The organism is Kitasatospora sp. NPDC101108 (assembly GCF_055584725.1).
In genome coordinates, this window is the sequence record NZ_JBVJLM010000018.1 from 43473 (window position 1) to 59436 (window position 15964).

General features: G+C 72.1%; 15 protein-coding genes. 12 read left to right on the top strand and 3 right to left on the bottom strand.

From position 1 onward, the window contains the following. The first annotated feature begins 57 nt into the window (after positions 1–57). From ACZ6Z8_RS30060 to ACZ6Z8_RS30075, 4 genes are all read left to right on the top strand, one after another. Complete coding sequence (locus tag ACZ6Z8_RS30060) at positions 58–516, top strand: 6-pyruvoyl trahydropterin synthase family protein (RefSeq protein ID WP_465613184.1); 459 nt, start codon at positions 58–60, stop codon at positions 514–516. Continuing rightward, on the top strand, positions 513–1310 hold the full coding sequence (locus ACZ6Z8_RS30065) for a 7-carboxy-7-deazaguanine synthase QueE (RefSeq protein WP_465613185.1): 798 nt from the start codon (positions 513–515) through the stop codon (positions 1308–1310). Before ACZ6Z8_RS30060 ends, ACZ6Z8_RS30065 begins: the two co-directional genes overlap by 4 nt. Next, on the top strand, positions 1307–1927 hold the full coding sequence (gene folE, locus ACZ6Z8_RS30070) for a GTP cyclohydrolase I (protein WP_465613186.1): 621 nt from the start codon (positions 1307–1309) through the stop codon (positions 1925–1927). Before ACZ6Z8_RS30065 ends, folE begins: the two co-directional genes overlap by 4 nt. Positions 1928–2019: 92 nt before the next feature. Next, positions 2020–2319 (top strand): hypothetical protein, encoded by a 300-nt coding sequence (locus ACZ6Z8_RS30075; RefSeq protein WP_465613187.1) that lies wholly within the window; start codon positions 2020–2022, stop codon positions 2317–2319. Positions 2320–2396: 77 nt separating this feature from the next. Here the strand turns inward: ACZ6Z8_RS30075 and ACZ6Z8_RS30080 are convergent, their stop codons facing one another. Both ACZ6Z8_RS30080 and ACZ6Z8_RS30085 read right to left on the bottom strand, forming a co-directional pair. Further along, entirely contained in the window at positions 2397–3239 is an 843-nt protein-coding gene (locus ACZ6Z8_RS30080; protein ID WP_465613188.1) for a peptidoglycan-binding protein, read from the bottom strand. 156 nt (positions 3240–3395) lie between these two features. Continuing rightward, positions 3396–3773, bottom strand: coding sequence for a hypothetical protein (locus ACZ6Z8_RS30085; RefSeq protein ID WP_465613189.1), 378 nt, complete (start codon positions 3771–3773; stop codon positions 3396–3398). A gap of 95 nt (positions 3774–3868) precedes the next feature. Between ACZ6Z8_RS30085 and ACZ6Z8_RS30090 the strand changes: the two genes are divergently transcribed. The 6 genes from ACZ6Z8_RS30090 (at position 3869) to ACZ6Z8_RS30115 (ending at position 11948) form a co-directional block, all read left to right on the top strand. After that, complete coding sequence (locus tag ACZ6Z8_RS30090; protein ID WP_465613190.1) at positions 3869–4525, top strand: hypothetical protein; 657 nt, start codon at positions 3869–3871, stop codon at positions 4523–4525. After that, complete coding sequence (locus tag ACZ6Z8_RS30095; protein WP_465613191.1) at positions 4522–6120, top strand: terminase large subunit domain-containing protein; 1599 nt, start codon at positions 4522–4524, stop codon at positions 6118–6120. Before ACZ6Z8_RS30090 ends, ACZ6Z8_RS30095 begins: the two co-directional genes overlap by 4 nt. Before the next feature lie 64 nt (positions 6121–6184). Then, positions 6185–6427 (top strand): helix-turn-helix domain-containing protein, encoded by a 243-nt coding sequence (locus ACZ6Z8_RS30100; protein ID WP_465613192.1) that lies wholly within the window; start codon positions 6185–6187, stop codon positions 6425–6427. 56 nt (positions 6428–6483) lie between these two features. Then, positions 6484–6873 carry a hypothetical protein gene (locus ACZ6Z8_RS30105; protein ID WP_465613193.1) on the top strand — a complete coding sequence of 130 codons (390 nt, stop codon included), beginning with the start codon at positions 6484–6486 and terminating at the stop codon, positions 6871–6873. 16 nt (positions 6874–6889) lie between these two features. Then, the gene (locus ACZ6Z8_RS30110; RefSeq protein WP_465613194.1) at positions 6890–8794 is read left to right on the top strand and encodes a hypothetical protein; all 1905 of its coding nucleotides are present in this window, start codon (positions 6890–6892) and stop codon (positions 8792–8794) included. Then, positions 8784–11948 (top strand): hypothetical protein, encoded by a 3165-nt coding sequence (locus tag ACZ6Z8_RS30115; protein ID WP_465613195.1) that lies wholly within the window; start codon positions 8784–8786, stop codon positions 11946–11948. The genes ACZ6Z8_RS30110 and ACZ6Z8_RS30115 overlap by 11 nt, the downstream gene beginning before the upstream one ends. Positions 11949–12229: 281 nt before the next feature. On the opposite strand, the gene ACZ6Z8_RS30120 is transcribed toward ACZ6Z8_RS30115, so the two are convergent. Then, positions 12230–12376, bottom strand: a complete 147-nt coding sequence (locus ACZ6Z8_RS30120; protein WP_465613196.1) for a hypothetical protein — start codon at positions 12374–12376, stop codon at positions 12230–12232. A 103-nt stretch (positions 12377–12479) separates the two neighbouring features. Between ACZ6Z8_RS30120 and ACZ6Z8_RS30125 the strand changes: the two genes are divergently transcribed. Both ACZ6Z8_RS30125 and ACZ6Z8_RS30130 read left to right on the top strand, forming a co-directional pair. Continuing rightward, complete coding sequence (locus ACZ6Z8_RS30125; protein WP_465613197.1) at positions 12480–14639, top strand: major capsid protein; 2160 nt, start codon at positions 12480–12482, stop codon at positions 14637–14639. 108 nt (positions 14640–14747) lie between these two features. Then, a complete protein-coding gene (locus ACZ6Z8_RS30130) occupies positions 14748–15947 on the top strand; it encodes a hypothetical protein (protein ID WP_465613198.1) in 1200 nt (399 codons plus the stop codon). Positions 15948–15964 lie beyond the last annotated feature (17 nt).

Consider the following 15964-nt stretch of genomic DNA (forward strand, 5'->3'; position numbering starts at 1 on the left):
CGAAGACCCGACCTGCTGGAAGACGGCCGTCCCGGCCGGCAACACCGAGGGGGAACGATGACCGCCAGCGTCCGACTGCGGCACAACTTCGAGACCGGGCACCGGCTGCCCGAGCTGCCCACCGGTGGGAAGTGCGCCAACCTGCACGGCCACAGCTGGTGGGCGGAGTGGGAGATCACCGCCGACGACACCGACGAGCACGGCACGGTGGTGGAGTTCGGCACGGCGAAGAAGCTGCTCCGCGAGTGGGTCGACGTTCACCTCGACCACGGCCTCATGCTCGGCACCGATGACCCGCTCCGCGAGGCCCTGGCCCCGCACGACCAGAAGGTCTTCGTGTTCGGGCGGGACGGCGACCCGGTCGCCGGCGGCCTCGACTGGCCCACCGTGGAGAACGTCGCCCGCCTCCTGCACCGCGTCGGCACCGCCCTGGTGGCCGACCCGGCCGCCGGGATCAGCATCACCTCCGTGCGGGTCACCGAGACGCACGTCAACACGGCGGAGTACCGGTCGTGACGGCGCGAGGCCATGGCCTGGCCGGCCCCGCCGGGCTCACCGAACTCACCACATCCCCCGCGTCGTCCGGCCCGGGCGGCGGGAAGTACACCGACCGCCTGCCCCTCAACGAGGTGTTCGGGCCGGTACCGCAAGGGGAGGGACCGTACTGCGGGCGTCGGTGCGCCTTCGTGCGGTTCGGCACCTGCAACCTGTCCTGCCCCGGGTGCGACACCGCCCGGACGTGGGACCGGTCCCGGTACGACCTCGAGCACGAGAACCCGCTCACGCCGGTGGACGAGATCCTCGCGACGGTGCGCGCCATGCGCACCCGGCTGACCGTCGTCACCGGCGGGGAGCCGCTGCTGTGGCAGCTGACCCCCGCCTTCGACACCTTCACCCGGGGCCTGGTCGAGTTCGGCGCGGTGCACGTGGAGACGAACGGGACGATCGCCCCGAAGGGATCGGCGGTGGAGCGGGTCGCGCACTTTTCCGTGTCGCCGAAGATCGGTCCGCTGGCATCGCCGGCGGACCCGGAACGCCGGCGCGTGCGGCCGGCCGCCATCGCCGCGTTCCGCGACCTCGCCCAGGACGGGCGGGCCGCGTTCAAGTTCGTGTGCGCGGACGCCGCTGACGTCGCCGCCGTCGCGCTGTTCGCCGGCGACCACAACCTCGACGCCGGCCACGTCTGGGTCATGCCGTACGGGGACACGGCGGCGGACGTGGCGCGGGTGCAGCCGGTCGTGACCCCGGCCGCCATGGACTCCGGGTTCAACGTCACCACCCGCCTGCATCTGATCGGAGGAGTTCGATGACCACGACGGTTCAGGGGCCCGTCAGGGGCGCCGACTTCGGCACGGACGTCCAAGCGGACGAGGAAGCGGTGCGCGCCGGTGTGCGGGCCCTCCTGCGGCTCCTCGGACGCGACCCGGACGAACCCGGGCTGCTGGACACCCCGTCTCGGTTCCTGAAGGCGATGGTGGAGGTGGGGACGCCGCCGGACAACCGGACGCCGGACGCCCTCCTCGCCCGCGTCTTCGACGACGTCGACACCCCGGACGAGATGGTGTGGGTGGGCCCGGTCCGGTTCACCTCGGTCTGCGAGCACCACCTGTTGCCGTTCACGGGCGACGCGTGGGTGGCGTACATACCCCGGGGCCCGGTGGTCGGGTTGTCCAAGCTGCCGCGGCTGGTCGACCACTTCGCGGCCCGGCCGCAGGTGCAGGAGCGGCTGACGCAGCAGATCCGGGACGCGATCGTCGAGCACCTGTCGCCGGACGCCGCCGTCGTGTTGCGGGCGCACCACTCGTGCATGGGCCTGCGGGGCGTGCGCAAGCCGGACGGGCAGATGAGGACGTCGGCGTTGTCCGGTGTGTTCCGCGACCCGGCCGGGGCGGCGCGTGCGGAGTTCTTCGCGCTCACCACGATCTGACCGCCCGTCGAGTCTGCCCGTTCCCGCACCGGCCGGTCGCGGGGGCGGGCAGGCTTCTACCTGTCACCAGGTGGAGGGACGAGGAGGCGCGGATGTCGGTGTTCGACAGGATCAAGGCGGAGGGGGACAAGCGGCCGCCGCACAAGGCCGGCGGACAGCTCCGGACCGCGATGACCTTCAAGGCGCCCAACAACGACGAGCTGTTGTGGCTGGAGGTGGCGGGAACCCTGCCGGTCCCGCGTAGGGGCGACGTGATCTATCTGCAGGACGACCGCGTGACGGTGACCAAGGTGACCACCATGTACGCCACGAGCGAGGAGGACGGCAGCGCCTCGGTGTTCACCCTGGTTTCGGTCCGTGAGGCCACGGCGGAGGAGTGCGAGGGCGAGTAGACCCCGTGGCCCAGGTGACGACGGCGCCCGGCCCGCCCCGAGAGGGGTGGACCGGGCGCCGTCGTGCTGTCGGGCGATCAGCCCTGGAGGCGGTCCCAGGTCTGCGGGCCGGGGATGCCGTCCGCGTCGGAGCCGGTCCACCCCTGGTCGAGCTGGAACTGACGGGTCGCCGCCTGGTCGGCCGAGCCCCAGGACGGGCCGGGGCCGACCTTGTAGAAGCGGCCGTAGCCGGCGCGCACCAGCCACTGGCCGAGCATGGTGATGAAGTCGTTGCGCTGGCCGGGGCCGAACACGCCGGCCCCGGGGAACGGGACCTTCCCGACCGGTCCGGCGGAGCCGACGAGGTCGGCCAGGTCGTCGATGCTGCCGTAGAAGCGCGAGCAGTCGTGGGCCGAGCGTATGCCGCTCATCGGCCCGTAGGAGTCGGTGTACTGCCACATGCCGTGGGCAGGCCACGAGGGGCGCTGCGAGCTGTACGCGGCGATCCACGTGCGGTCGGGGGTGAACCCGGCGGCGCCGAGGTTGTGGTCCCGGTGGAAGTACTGGCCGGAGTAGAGCCAGGGTGTGGTGTTGAGCCGCTGGGCGACGATGCTGCGCCAGGTGGAGGCGCGGCCGGACTGGTCGCCGGCGCCGTCCTCGAGGTCGCAGATGACGAACTCGCCGGTGCGCAGGGAGCCGACGAGGTCGGCGAAGGCGTTGGCCTGGGCGGCGACGTCGCGGCCGGCGGTGACGTAGGCGTAGATGCCGAGGATGCGGCCGCCGGCGTTGTGGAAGCCATCGCGGTTGTTGGCCCACTGGTAGTCGGCGCGGGAGCCGTTGTAGGCCCGGATGATGGCGGCCGGGTGGGGACGCTGGACGTAGGCGTTCCAGTCGATGTTGCCCTGGTACTCGGAGACGTCGGCCAGGAGCAGTTCACTCATCGGAGTCACCTTGCTGTGTGGGTCGGTTGGTTGGGGGTGGCTCTGTGGTGCTGCTGTGCCGGTCGCGCTGTGCTGGTAGGTAGCGGTCGAGAAGTCGGGTGACGATCAAGGTGGTGATGGTCACGGCGCCGGCGATGATCTCGGATGTGTGCCCGCTCACTCGCGGGCCATCGATGGCACGGTGAGGCTCGCGCGCCACTGGATGATCATTGCGATGGAGAGGCCGCCGATGATGGCGAGGTTGGTTACCTGGTGGTCGACCGGGGCGCCGAGCTGGTCGACGGCGATGCCGGCGGTGACACCGAGGTAGAGGCTGGCGGTCCACCGGTAGTAGTTGGGGCGGGGGGTGGCGACGCCGGCAGCGACGAGGCCGAAGGTGGCGGCGGCCAGGGCGAGGAGGAGCACGGCGGCCCGGAGGCCCCAGCGGGCGCCGTCCGTCGCTTCGGTGCCGACGAGGTAGGCGTGGAGCCGGGCGGCGAGGCCGACCGCTATGACCGCTTGTGGGACGGCTATTCGGCGCTGGTGGTCCAACACAGTTCTTCCCCTCCGTATAGATCCGCCCCATTTGGCCCATTATGCGTGGATCATGGGGGGCGGACCAGGAACCGCGCGGACCAGGGGAGGACAGCGTGACGACCGAGACGACAGGGGCACCCCCGGCCCCCGCCTCGACCACCCGCCCCCGCCTCACCCTGGACCCCGGGATCGACCCGTGGGAGCGCCAGCCGAGGGAGTCGCCCGCCCAGTACGAGCGGTTCGCGGCGTACCGCGACGCCGGGCTGAAACGTTCCGTCAAGTCGGTGGCGGCGGCGGCCGGCAAGTCGACGGCGTACATGCAACAGGTCGCCTACCGCAACCACTGGCACGACCGGGCGAAGGCGTGGGACGAGGACCGCCGGCGCGCCCGCCTGCTGCGCCTCGAAGCCGACCACGACCAGATGGTGGACGACCACCTCAAGGTCGCCAGGGTGATGTTCGCGAAGGCCCTCAAGGGGTTGCAGGCCCTCGACCCGGACCGGCTGACGGCGACGGAGATCATCCGCATGATCGACAGCCTCGCCAAGCTCCAGCGCGCGGCGTTCGGCGAGCCGGAGCGCACGGTGGCGGTCCAGGGCGGCATACCCGGCTCCCCACCGATCCAGGTCCTCGGCGTCCCGGCGACGGAGGACGAGCGGCGGGAGATGCTGCGATCCGTCATGGCCCGGGTCGCCGACCTCGGCGACGACGACGAAGCGGTGCTCGCCGACGACGACCTGTTCGCCCTGGACCCGGAGGACCGGGGGTGACGATCACGGCGGCGTCGGAGGCGGACGTCCGCGCGGCGGTGCGCGAGCGGCGGCGCCTGGCCGCCCTGCGCGACCCCGCGACGATGGGCCGGTACACCAACCCCCGTTCCTACCGGATACGCGCCCACACCCGGTTCATCGCCCGGGAACTCGCCGCCCTCGGCCCGGACAACAATCGGGTGATCCTCAACGTCCCGCCGCAGACCGGCAAGAGCACAATCGCCAGCGAGCTGTTCCCGTTCTGGTGGCTCGCCCGCAATCCCGGCGGCCACGTCTTCGTCGCCTCCTACGCCGCGTCCCTGGCGATCACCAAGGGGCGGGCCGTCCGCGAACTCGTCCGTTCCCACGGCCGGCACTTCGGCCTGGAGATGCAGCCGGGCGCGCAGAAGGTCAACGAGTGGTCGGTGAGGTCCGGGGGCGGGATGAAGAGCGTCGGCGTCGGCGGCGGCCTCACCGGCTTCCCCGCCGACCTCGGCATCATCGACGACCCGTTCAAGGACCGCGCGGAAGCGGACAGCCGGCACCAGCGGGACAAGGTGTGGAAGTGGTGGTCGGGCACCATCGTGTCCCGTACGAGTCCGGGCGCCATCTACCTCGTCGTCATGACCCGCTGGCACGAGGACGATCTCGCCGGCCGCCTCATCGCCGAGGAGGGGCGGGTCGAGGAGGGCGGGAAGTGGCGGGTGCTCAACATCCCCGCCATCGCGGTGGACGGCCCGGAGAAGGACCCGCTGGGCCGCGAGCAGGGCGACCCGATGTCCCACCCGAAGATCGACGACGACGACCGCGAAGGACTCGATCGGTTCTGGCAGGACAAGCGGGAGTCGACGCTCGCGTACGACTGGGGCGCCATGTACCAGGGCGACCCGAAGCCAGCCGCGGGTGCCCTCGTCTCCCGCGACCTCCTCCGGCGTCAGCACGACTTCCGGCACGTCCCGGACCCGGTCATCAGCGCCGTGGCTGTCGACCCCTCGGGCGCCGACGACGGCGGCCGCGACACCGCCGGCGTCATCGGTGGTTATCGTGACGCGAGCGGCCGCGTGTACTTCACCGACGACCTCACCGGGAAGCTCACGGCGGACCAGTGGTCGCGTGCCGCGTGCCAGATGGCTGCCCGGATCGACGCCGACCGGATCATCGTCGAGGTGAACTACGGCGGCGGCGCCATGACCCTGGTCGTCCGCACCGCGTGGAACGCCCTGCGGCTGGAGTGGGACGAGGAGCAGGCGAAGCGGCCGGCCGCCGAGCGGGAGCCGAACCCCTACAACCGTCTCCCCCCGAGGGTGGAGCCGGTGCGAGCGAAGAAGGGGAAGAAGTTGCGCGCCGAGCCGGTGGGGCAGCAGATGATGGAGGACCGGATCAGGTTCGGCACGTACATGCCGGAGCTGGAAGAGGAGTGGGCGACGTGGCAGCCGGGCTCGGAGTCGCCCGGCCGGATCGACGCCTCCGTCTACCTCGCGTACGCGCTGCTCACCATCCCGGGGGCGTCCGCCCTCGTCGCGGCCGCCGGCGTGACGGACAAGGACCAGGCGCCGCGCAGGCAGCGGGTGTTGCGCGCGCCGAACGGCAAGACCGTCGTCGACCTCGGCCTGTGACTCGCTCATCGCGGCGCGCTCGGTCCCGCGTCCGTTGTCGACGGCCGGTGCCATGATCGGCCACATGTCGAAGAACACCGAGAACGTCAACGACCTGACGGAGCGCAAGAACAAGCGGATCAAGGGGGCGGAGCGGGAGAAGCTCACCGCCGAGGCGAAGAAGCAGTACGACGCGGGGAAGTCGGTGCGGGCCATCGCGGAGGAGACCGGGCGCTCCTACGGCCTGATCCACGCACTGCTCAACGGCGCCGGGGTGGTGATGCGCGGGCGGGGCGGCAAGCCGAAGCCGAAGCCCTCGGAGAACTAGATCGAAACTCGGACACATCGCCCGTACTTGTCCATAGCGGGACATACGCTCCCGATGTGTTCACCACCCTTAACCTCGCCCTGGTCCTCGGGACCGTCCTCCGCCTCACCCGGCTCGCCACCGAGGACAAGATCACGGACCCGATCCGCCGACGCCTCCCCGGCCCGGTCCGATCGTTCGTCCAGTGCCCTTGGTGCATTGGCTTCTGGATCGCCCTCGGCGTGGTCACCTGGTCGTACATCGCCCAGGACGCCTCGCCGTGGGCCTTCCGCCTTCCCGCCCTCGTCTTCACCCTGAGCTGGCTCACCGGCATAGCCGTGCAGTGGCTCGACGCGCCGCCCCCGCACCGCGCCGTCTCCCTCTACCACTACTCCCGCCTGCCCGCCGACGTCCCCGCGCCCGCACCGGCCCAGAACGCCGGTCCGGCCGCGCAGACCGAGCACTGAGCAACGGGGGTAGGGCATGACGCCACGCATACCGAAGTTCCGCTGGTACTCCCAGCCGCGCCTGGTCACGGACAAGGCCGGCCAGGTGGTCGGCACCGCCGGCACCGCCACCCTCGCCTCCGCCGCGATCATCCACGCCGACCGCCTCGGCCGCATCGCCGAGGAACAGGAGTGGCAGAGCCAGGTCTGGGACTTCTACAACACCATCCCCGAGATCCACAGCGGCACCACCTGGTCCGGGAACGCCGCCTCCCGCTGCCGTCTCTACGTCGGCCGGGTCGACCCCAACGGCTCCGCCCCGCCCACCCCGATCGGTGACGACGAGACGCTTCTCCAGCAGCCGTTGGAAGAGCTGTGCGGGGGCCCGGGCGGGCAGGGCGAGATGCTGCGCAGGTGGGCAATCCACCTCAACGTCCCCGGTGAGACGTACCTCGTCGGGTACGACGACCCGGAGTCGGGCCGGCGGGTGTGGCAGGTGGCGTCGTCGGACGAGATCAAGTCCTCGGGGACGGGCAAGGTCCTGTTGAAGCGCCCCGACCGCAACGCATCGGTCGAACTGGTCCTGGGCGAAGGCGGGACGGCTCAGGTCATCCGGCTGTGGGTGCCCCACGCCCGCGTCGCCTGGAACCCCGACTCCCCGCTCCTGTCGCTGCGCTCCGCCTGCATGGAGGTCCTCAACCTCTCCGGCCACATCTCCGCGTCCGCGTCCAGCCGACTGGCCGGCGGCGGGCTCCTCTTCATGCCCGACAGCATCTCGTTCCCGAAGCCGGATTCGCCCGAGGGCGGGGTGTCGGCGGCCTCCGCCGACGACTTCAAGGCGATCTTGATGGAGGCGATGGAGGCCCCGATCCGTGACCGGGATCACGCATCCGCCATGGTCCCCATCATCGTCTCCGGCCCGGCGGAAGCCGGGGAGAAGATCAAGTGGTTGACGTTCAGCACTCCGCTGGACGGCCGTGCCGCCGAGCTTCGCGACGCCGCGATCCGCCGAATAGCCGTGGGCCTCAACATGCCGGCGGAGATCCTCGTCGGCGGCCTCGGCGCCGCAAATCACTGGTCCGCCTGGGCGATTGAGGAGTCCGGTATCAAGCTCCACACGGAGCCGATGCTCGGCCTGATCGCCAGCGCACTGACCGAGGAGTTCTACCGGCCCGCGCTCGAAGCGCTCTACCGGGCCAACCCGAAGGCGGCGAAGGAAGACCCCGAGAACTTCGCCATCTGGTACGACACCACCGAGTTGGCGCAGCGCCCGAACCGGGGGCCGGAGGCGATCCAGGCGCACGGCATGGACCTCCTGAGCGACGACAGCACGTTGCGCGAACTCGGGTTCTCGGCCGAGGACAAGCCGAGCGAAGAGGAGCGCCGGCGCCGGCTCTTCGAGCGCCTGGTGCTCGCCAACCCCTCCCTCGCCCCCACCCTGCTCCCGCTGATCGGCATCTCCGTCCCGCAGATCACCGCCGTACCGCCTCCGGCCGCCGACGCACCGGCTGCGGAAGCGCCGGCGGTGGAGCGGGCCCCCGGGCGGTCCTCGCGCAACGACCCTCCGGCGCTCCCGGCCGCCACGGTCCAGCCGTCCGACCGCCACGTCGAGCTGTGCACCATGGCCGTCCTGCGGGCCCTCGACCGGGCCGGACAGTGGCTGATCAACAAGGGCGGCCGGGCCCGGCGCGGACAGCTCGCCGAGGTGTCCCAGTACGAAATCCACCTCCACATCCCGGCGCTGGCCCAGAACCTGGATCAGATGCTCGCGGACGCCTTCAGGGACTTCCACGCCGCGCTGCCCGATGAGCCGTGCATCCACGCCGCCGTCGACGGCTACGTGCGCGCCCTTCTCGAAGCCGGGTGCCGGCACGAACCCCGCTACCTCCTCGCCGCGCTGCGGCAGGCCGGGTGCACGCCGGAGGTTCGCGATGCCGCCTGAGCAGACCCTCGCCCAGTGGGACCGGGAGCTGCGCGATGCCGTCGACCACGCGGTGGCCGACTACCTCGCGTCCGTGCGAGCCGCGGTGGTGCTCAGCGTCAGCAGTGCGGCGGCCGCCGAGTTCGCGCCCCTCCTCGACCTCGGCGCCTGGCCCCCGGCGTCCCGGTGGGCCCAGGCCGTACGCGACCGCGTCGTCCCCGTCCTCGCCCGCCTCTACGCCGCCCGGTGGCACGCCGCTACCGGCACCGCCCCGGCGGCGGGGGTGGCGCAGGAGTGGGCGCGGCGGGCCGGGGACGGTATCGCCGGCAACTCGTTCCCGGGGCGGGTGGAGGACGCGGTGGACCGGCTGGTGCAGGACTCCCGGGCGGACGGCGAGGAGGACGTGCGGACGGCGCAGCGGGTGCGCGACCTGCTGCGGCTGGACGCGCCGGCGCGCCGGATTCGGCAGGAGTTGGAGTCGCTGCGTCGGCGGCTGGCGGACGCCTTCGGTGGTGAGAGGGAGGCGATCGAGGGGCGGATCACGGAGCTGGCGGCCGAGGGGCGTGAGGTGACGCAGTGGGCGGGGGCGTCGGAGCGGACGGCGCGGGCGGCCGCGCTGCACGCCTTCAACGGCGCCGTCTTCGACGCGGCGGTCTCGGGGGCGGAGGGGGTGTCGAAGCGGTGGGTGCGGCACCGGCCGCACGACACGGCGACGCGGGCGGCGCACGTGGCGGCGGACGGTCAGGTCCGGTCGCTCCTGGAGCACTTCGACGTGGGGGGCGAGGCACTGTTGTACCCGGGCGATCCGTCCGGTTCGCCCGACAATCTGATGAATTGTCGGTGCACCCTGGAGACCATCACCGCCGCCACAGCGGCGTCGACGGAGGAGACGGAAGCGATGACCGACACCGTGACCAAGGAGCGGCCGCGCACGGCCGACGACGCGATACCGGGGCCTGAGGAGACGGGCCAAGGGGGAGGGACGCCCGTCAGCGAGTACTGGCGCGGGGTGCTCGCCCCGCTCGGGCAGTTCGCGTCGAGCAGGGACCGGCGCCTGATTCTCCCGCCGCCGGACGGCACGATCCGCGTGCGCCCCCTGCCCCTCCCGCTGCTCTACCAGCCGACGCTGGAGTCCGGGCACGCCGGCGCCAAGCTCGGCATCGGGGTCATCGACCGGGTGTGGATCGACGGCGCGAACCTCATGGGCGAGGGCCGCTTCGACATGGCGGACCCCGACGCTGCGGAGATCGCCCGCAAGGTCGCCGGCCAGTTCGTCAGGTTCGTTTCCGTCGATCTTGACGATGACGAGCAGGCCGTGGGGTGCGTGGGGGAGGACAACCGGCTCGCCGACTGCGCGGAGCTCGGCGCGGAGGAGGTGATGGACCGTGAGGGCACGGTGTTCACCTCCTGGCGGCTGATGGGCGCCACCCTGGTCTCCCACCCCGCGTTCGCGGACGCCTTCATCAGCCCCGCTGACGGCCCCTCGGCGATCGACGAGCAGGTCATCACGGCGAGCGCGCACACCAACACCGCGCTTCCCTACGCCCCGCGCGACACCCCGTGGGACGAGGAGTCGGCGGCCGCCGCCCTCGCGGCCTACGCCACCACCGCCACCGGCGAACTCGACCTTGCCCGGTACGGGGAGGGCTTCCTGTACCAGGCGCCGCCCGGGCCGGACGGCCCGAAGGCCACCGACTTCTCCCTGCCGTTCGCCACCCTCCTTGACGGCCGGCCCACCGCCGTCTGGGCTGGTGTGCAGGCGGCCGGCGCCGCCCTCGCCGACCCGGCCGCCGCCGGGGTGCCCGAGGACCAGGTGGAGGCCGTACGCGGCACTGCCGCCGCCCTGTACGACTCGGCGGCCGACGCGTTCAAGGTGCAGGACGTCGCGCTGCCGTGGTCGTCGGGGAAGGAGGACCGGCAGACGGCGGCCCTGAGCGTCACCGAGTACGCGGCCGGCCAGTTCGCGCCCGCCTCCTGGCGCCCGAACGCGGAGTGGTTCCAGCGCCCGCGGCTCGACGGGCCGACCGCGTGGACGGTCACCCCGACCGGCCGCGTCGTCGGTCACCTCGCCGTCTGGGACCTCTGCCACACCGGCATCGACCGTACGTGCGTGACCGCTCCGCACTCGGCCACTGACTACGCCTACTACCGCTCGCGGCCTCTGCAGACGTCCGCCGGCGTCGTGCACGTCGGTCTCGTCACGATGGACATCGGTCACGCCCCGCTGCGCGCCGGGTGGGCGGCGGCGAGTGCGCACTACGACAACACGGAGGCCATCGCGGCCGCCGTGGCGTGCGGCGAGGACGAGTACGGCATCTGGCTGGCCGGCCAGATCCTTCCGGGGCTGAGCGATGAGAAGGTGGCCCGCCTCGCCCTGTCCGGGGTGAGCGGTGACTGGCGCACCATCCGGGGCAGCATGGAACTCGTTGCGGCCCTCGCCGTGCCCGTCGAGGGCTACCCGAAGCGTCGGCCGGCGATGGCCCACAACGGCTACGGCGGAACGCCGTTCGCCGTTGTGGGCGCCGGTTCCCTTCCCCCGGCCGGGCCGCCGGTGGCGGAGCCGACGTTCGCCACCGTGCGGCCGGGCGACGTCGACCCGCAGGAAGCGGCGGCGCGGTTGGAGGCGGCGCGCGCGCGGATGGCCAAGCTGCGCGGCGAGATGATCGGCCGCCGTCTCCTGGAGGCGTGCACCCGGACGGCGGTGACCGCCGCCGGGCCGGCGCCGGCCGATGAGTCGCCGGAGGAGGACGGCGAGGACCAGGCCACGGAGGACTGGGAGGACGAGATCGCGGAGGCGGTGATCGAGTTCCTGACCTCCCCCGAGGGCGCCGACTTCCTCCGCGCCCTCCTGGACGAACTCGACGACGAGGAGGACCAGGGCGAGGGCGACGACGGGGAGATGGCCAAGAACTGGGTCGACCAGGCGGGCGGCCTCCCGCCGTACATCAAGCGGATCTCGAAGCACCTGCGCGACGGCGGGATGGACCAGAGCCACGCCATCGCCACCGCCGTGAACGCGGTGAAGAAGATGTGCGCCGGCACCGGCAAGGGCGGCCCGGGCGACCGGCTCAACTTCCCTGGCGCGCAGCGGAAGGTCAACCCGGCGTCCGTCGCGCAGGCATGCGAGGCGGTCGCGTCGTGGGAAGCGAAGAAGGCCAAGTCGAAGGCGAAGTGAGGAGCGAGTCATGTGCAACTGCGGTGGCCGTAGGGCCAACCCCGATGGTGGGTCGGAGTGGAACGGGACGGCGTCCCCCCGGTGGGAGTGGACTCCGGCTGACGGCGGGCCGTCTCAGCGGTACTGGTCCGAGCCGGAGGCGCAGCGGGCGGTGGCTGCGTTCGGCGGGACGTACCGCGAAGTCGGGGCGGAGTGATGTGCGGGTGCAACGCGCGCAACGGGACCGCCGGCGTTGCCGGGTGGCCGTGGAAGTTGATCCGTGGTGACGGGTCGGAGGACTTCTACAAGGACCCGGTGACGGCGAACCAGCATGCCGCTATGACCGGTGGCACGGTGGTGTGGGCCGGGGAGGGCGAGGCGCCGAAGCAGGGGGCGTCGTAGCGGTCCGGGTTGGTGTGGTGGCGGGTTCGGGTGTCCGAGCCCGCCATCGGCCGTTCCTGGGACCGTTTCGTCGCCCCTTGATGGCGTGGCGCCCGAAACACGTGTCCGATTTGTCTGGTCAAGGTCGTACGCTTGCCTTGCTGCTGGCTGGTGGGCCGAGCACGGATCGACGTGCTCGAAAGGCCCACGATGGAACTCGACGACATCCTCGAAGCGCTCCGCATCGCGGACGGCGACGACCTGCCCGAGGCGATCTCAGCCGCCGTCCGAGCGGCCGCCGAAGAGGGCGCGGACATGGAGGCGCTCCAGGCCGGTGCGGTCCAGCGCTTCCGTGACCTCCAGACCCAGGTGGAGGAGGAGGACTCCTTCACCGAAGAGCAGCTGTCCGCGATCGAGACCCTGGTCCAGGTCGTCGAGGCGCTGCGCACCTACAACCAGGAGGTCCAGGCGGCGGCCGCCGCCGCCCGGGAGCGCCTGGCCGCCCTGTCCGGCCGGGTCGAGGGGACCGCGTCGGAGTTCCAGGCCGACGAGGAGCCCGAGGACGAGGACAGCGACGCCGGCGAGGAGCAGGGTGACGACGCGTCCGGCGGCGGCAACGCGGACGGCGGGAACCAGGGCGGGGACGGCGGCACCTCCACCGGCGGTTCGGGCGGGGAGCAGGGCGGCGACGGCGGGAGCGTGACCGCCGGTGCCAGCGGCGGCGGTACCGGCTCGCGCGGCGGGGCAATCTCGCGCCGCGCCCCCATCCCGCTGGGCATGATGCGCCGCCAGCCCGCGCAGCAGGGCGGCCGCAGCCCGTTCGGTTCGGCCGACGAGCGCGCGGTGCGCTACACCGTGTCGGCGGCCGAGGTCCCCGGCGGCTACGCCTCCCGCCGCGCGATCACCGACATCGGACAGCTCGGCGCTCTGGTCTCCAACCGCGTGGAGGCGCTGTTCCGGTCCGGCACCAGCGGCAAGGCGCCGGTGGCGACCGTGACCCGGCACGCGTCGGAGCGGATGACGATCAAGGGCGAGGCCGACACCGAGGGCGTGATCGAGTACGCCACCAACGAGAGGAACCTCAAGGGCGGCTCCCTCATCGCGTCCGCCGGCGGAACCGGCGGCATGCCCCGGCCCGGCTGGTGCGTCCCGATGGAAACCAACTGGGACCTCGTCCCGGACCCGCAGGGCGACGACGGCTTCTTCGACTGCCCGGAGGTGACGACGAGTCGGGCGGGCATCCGCTACCCGGAGGCGTACGACTTCTCGGCGCTCTGGGGCGGCACCGGCTTCTACCAGACGGTCGACGGCACCGGTCACCCGCCGTTCAGCCCGGCCGCGACCGGCGTGGGCACCATCGGCACCGACAAGAAGAGCGCGGTCGAGATCCCCTGCCCCACCTGGACCGACTGCGAGACCGAGCTGATCGGTCTGATCGTCCGGAACAGCATCCTCCTCGACAAGACCTTCCCCACCTGGGTCTCCGACTTCACCGAGCGCGTGATCAAGGCGCACCGCCGGAAGATCAACGCGTTCAAGCTGGCCAAGCTGGAGGCCCTCGCGACGTCGAAGCAGACGTTCGCCCTCACCTCGACCGGGACGGTGGAGCCGGTCTACGACGGTACCCACGGCCCGGGCATGACCGAGTCGGTGCTCAGCATCATCGAGCTGGTCGTCGAGAACTTCCGCTACAAGTACCGGCTTCCGCGCGCGGCCACCCTGGAGATGGTGGCTCCGTACTGGCTGCTCGGCCTGGTCCGCGCCGACCTCTCCCGCAAGCTCGGCAACGCGCCCGGCCGCCTGGAGGTCTCCGACGCGCAGATCACCGAGTACCTGCACCAGCGCGGCGTGAACGTCCAGTGGGTCATGGACTGGCAGGACGCCTTCGCGACGGCCGGCGCCGGCATCTGGGGCGCCCCCGGTACCTCCAGCGTCCCGACCCCGCTGACCGGCGGCCAGATCGGTGCCGGGTTCGGCACCCCGGCCGGCCTCAAGGAGTGGCCGAACTCCGTGAAGCTCGTGCTGTACCCGGCCGGCACGGTCTTCGCGCTCACCCAGTCGATCATCACGCTCGACGCCACGTACGACCACCCCTCCTTGATGGAGAACAAGTACACGGCCCTGATGACCGAGCAGGGCATCAACCTGTGCCGCCGGGCCTTCACGCCGACTCTGGTCGAGATCACCGGGCTGTGCCCGTCCGGCCTGTCGGGCGGCGTGGGCTACTCCACCTGCAAGCCGCCGGCGGGCGGCGGCTCCCTCATGGCCGAGCCGGAGCCGGTGAGCGCCGCGCCGGCGCCGACGTCGGCGGCCGCGAAGAAGAGCAGCTAGGCGGCCCCAAGGCACGCGGCGGGCGCCCTTCTTCCCCGCCCCGGAAGGGGCGCCCGCCGCGTCTGACCCCCTCTCCCCGCCCGCTGCCGCCCGTATCGGAGTGATCCCGTGGTCTTCCCGCCCTCGTCGTCGACCCCCCGCGTGGAGGTGGACGGCCCGGACATCCCGCCTCTCCCGTACGGGCTCCGCTCGACGGCGACCGTCATCGACGACGACTCGGCCGGGTGGCAGTACGGGGTGACGTACCGGTCGAAGGGGTTGTGCGGCGTCGGTCAGCACGTCTGGCCGGGCCCCTGCAACTCCCTCCTCGACCCCTCCACGCTGCCCCTGCCGGTCAACCTGGCCATCTCCTGGTCGTACGGGCCGGCCCGGACCGTGGGCGGGGCGACGACGTACCCGATCCTCGTCACCGTCGCCCCCAACCCGACCACCGGCCTTCCGGACCAGATGGTCGTTCAGGTGCAGGCGCCGGGCCGGCCCTGGACAACCGTGCCGGTACCGACGCCGGCGCCCGTGGTGGTGGGCGAGGTCACCCCGGACTTCTCCTACCCCATCACCGTACGGGCCCAGGTGTCCGGTGCCGGCGTCCCGCCGCTGGAGGAGAGGTCGGCGACGATGACGGCGCCACCGGGCCCGACCGCCTCCACCCCCCTCTCCTTCACCTTCACCGCCACCGGCGGGTCGAAGACCCGTGACGGCGGGCCGTCGTGGGTCGTGTCGGACGAGTACGCGGTGTACGCGACGGCGGAGTGCCAGCCGGGCGGCTTCGTCGACCTGGCCGCCGAGATCGCCCTCTCCCGCCTCGACCGGGGCGAGTGGCGGGCGATCGAACGCCGGCTCTGGGAGGTCTGGGCGCAGCTCGCGGGGGAGAAGGCGCACCAGGACGTGCCGCTGAACGCGACCGTCATGGACGGCCTGCGCTCCCTGGACGTGCAGATCGGTGACTGCCTCGGCGGCGTCGGTGTCCTGCACGTCCCGCGCGCGGCCGCCTGGTGCCTCAAGTGCGCCCGGGCGATCGAGCAGAACGGCGAGCAGTACCTGTCGCCGCTCGGCACGCCCGTGGTGTTCGGCTCCGGCTACAACCCGGCGTTCGGCCCGGTCGGGGTGCCGGTGCCGGCGGGCCAGATGCCGGTGTACGCGACCGGGCCGGTGACGGTGCGCCGGGGGCCGGTGATCAAGAGCGAGGTGTTCGACCAGCTCACGAACCGGTACCTCGCCGTGGCGGAGCGGCAGTACGCGGTGACCTGGGACTGCTGCGTCCTGTCCGGAGTGATCTCCCAGTGCGGGGGCTGCGACTGCCCAAGTTAGCGCCGTCGCGAGTGAGT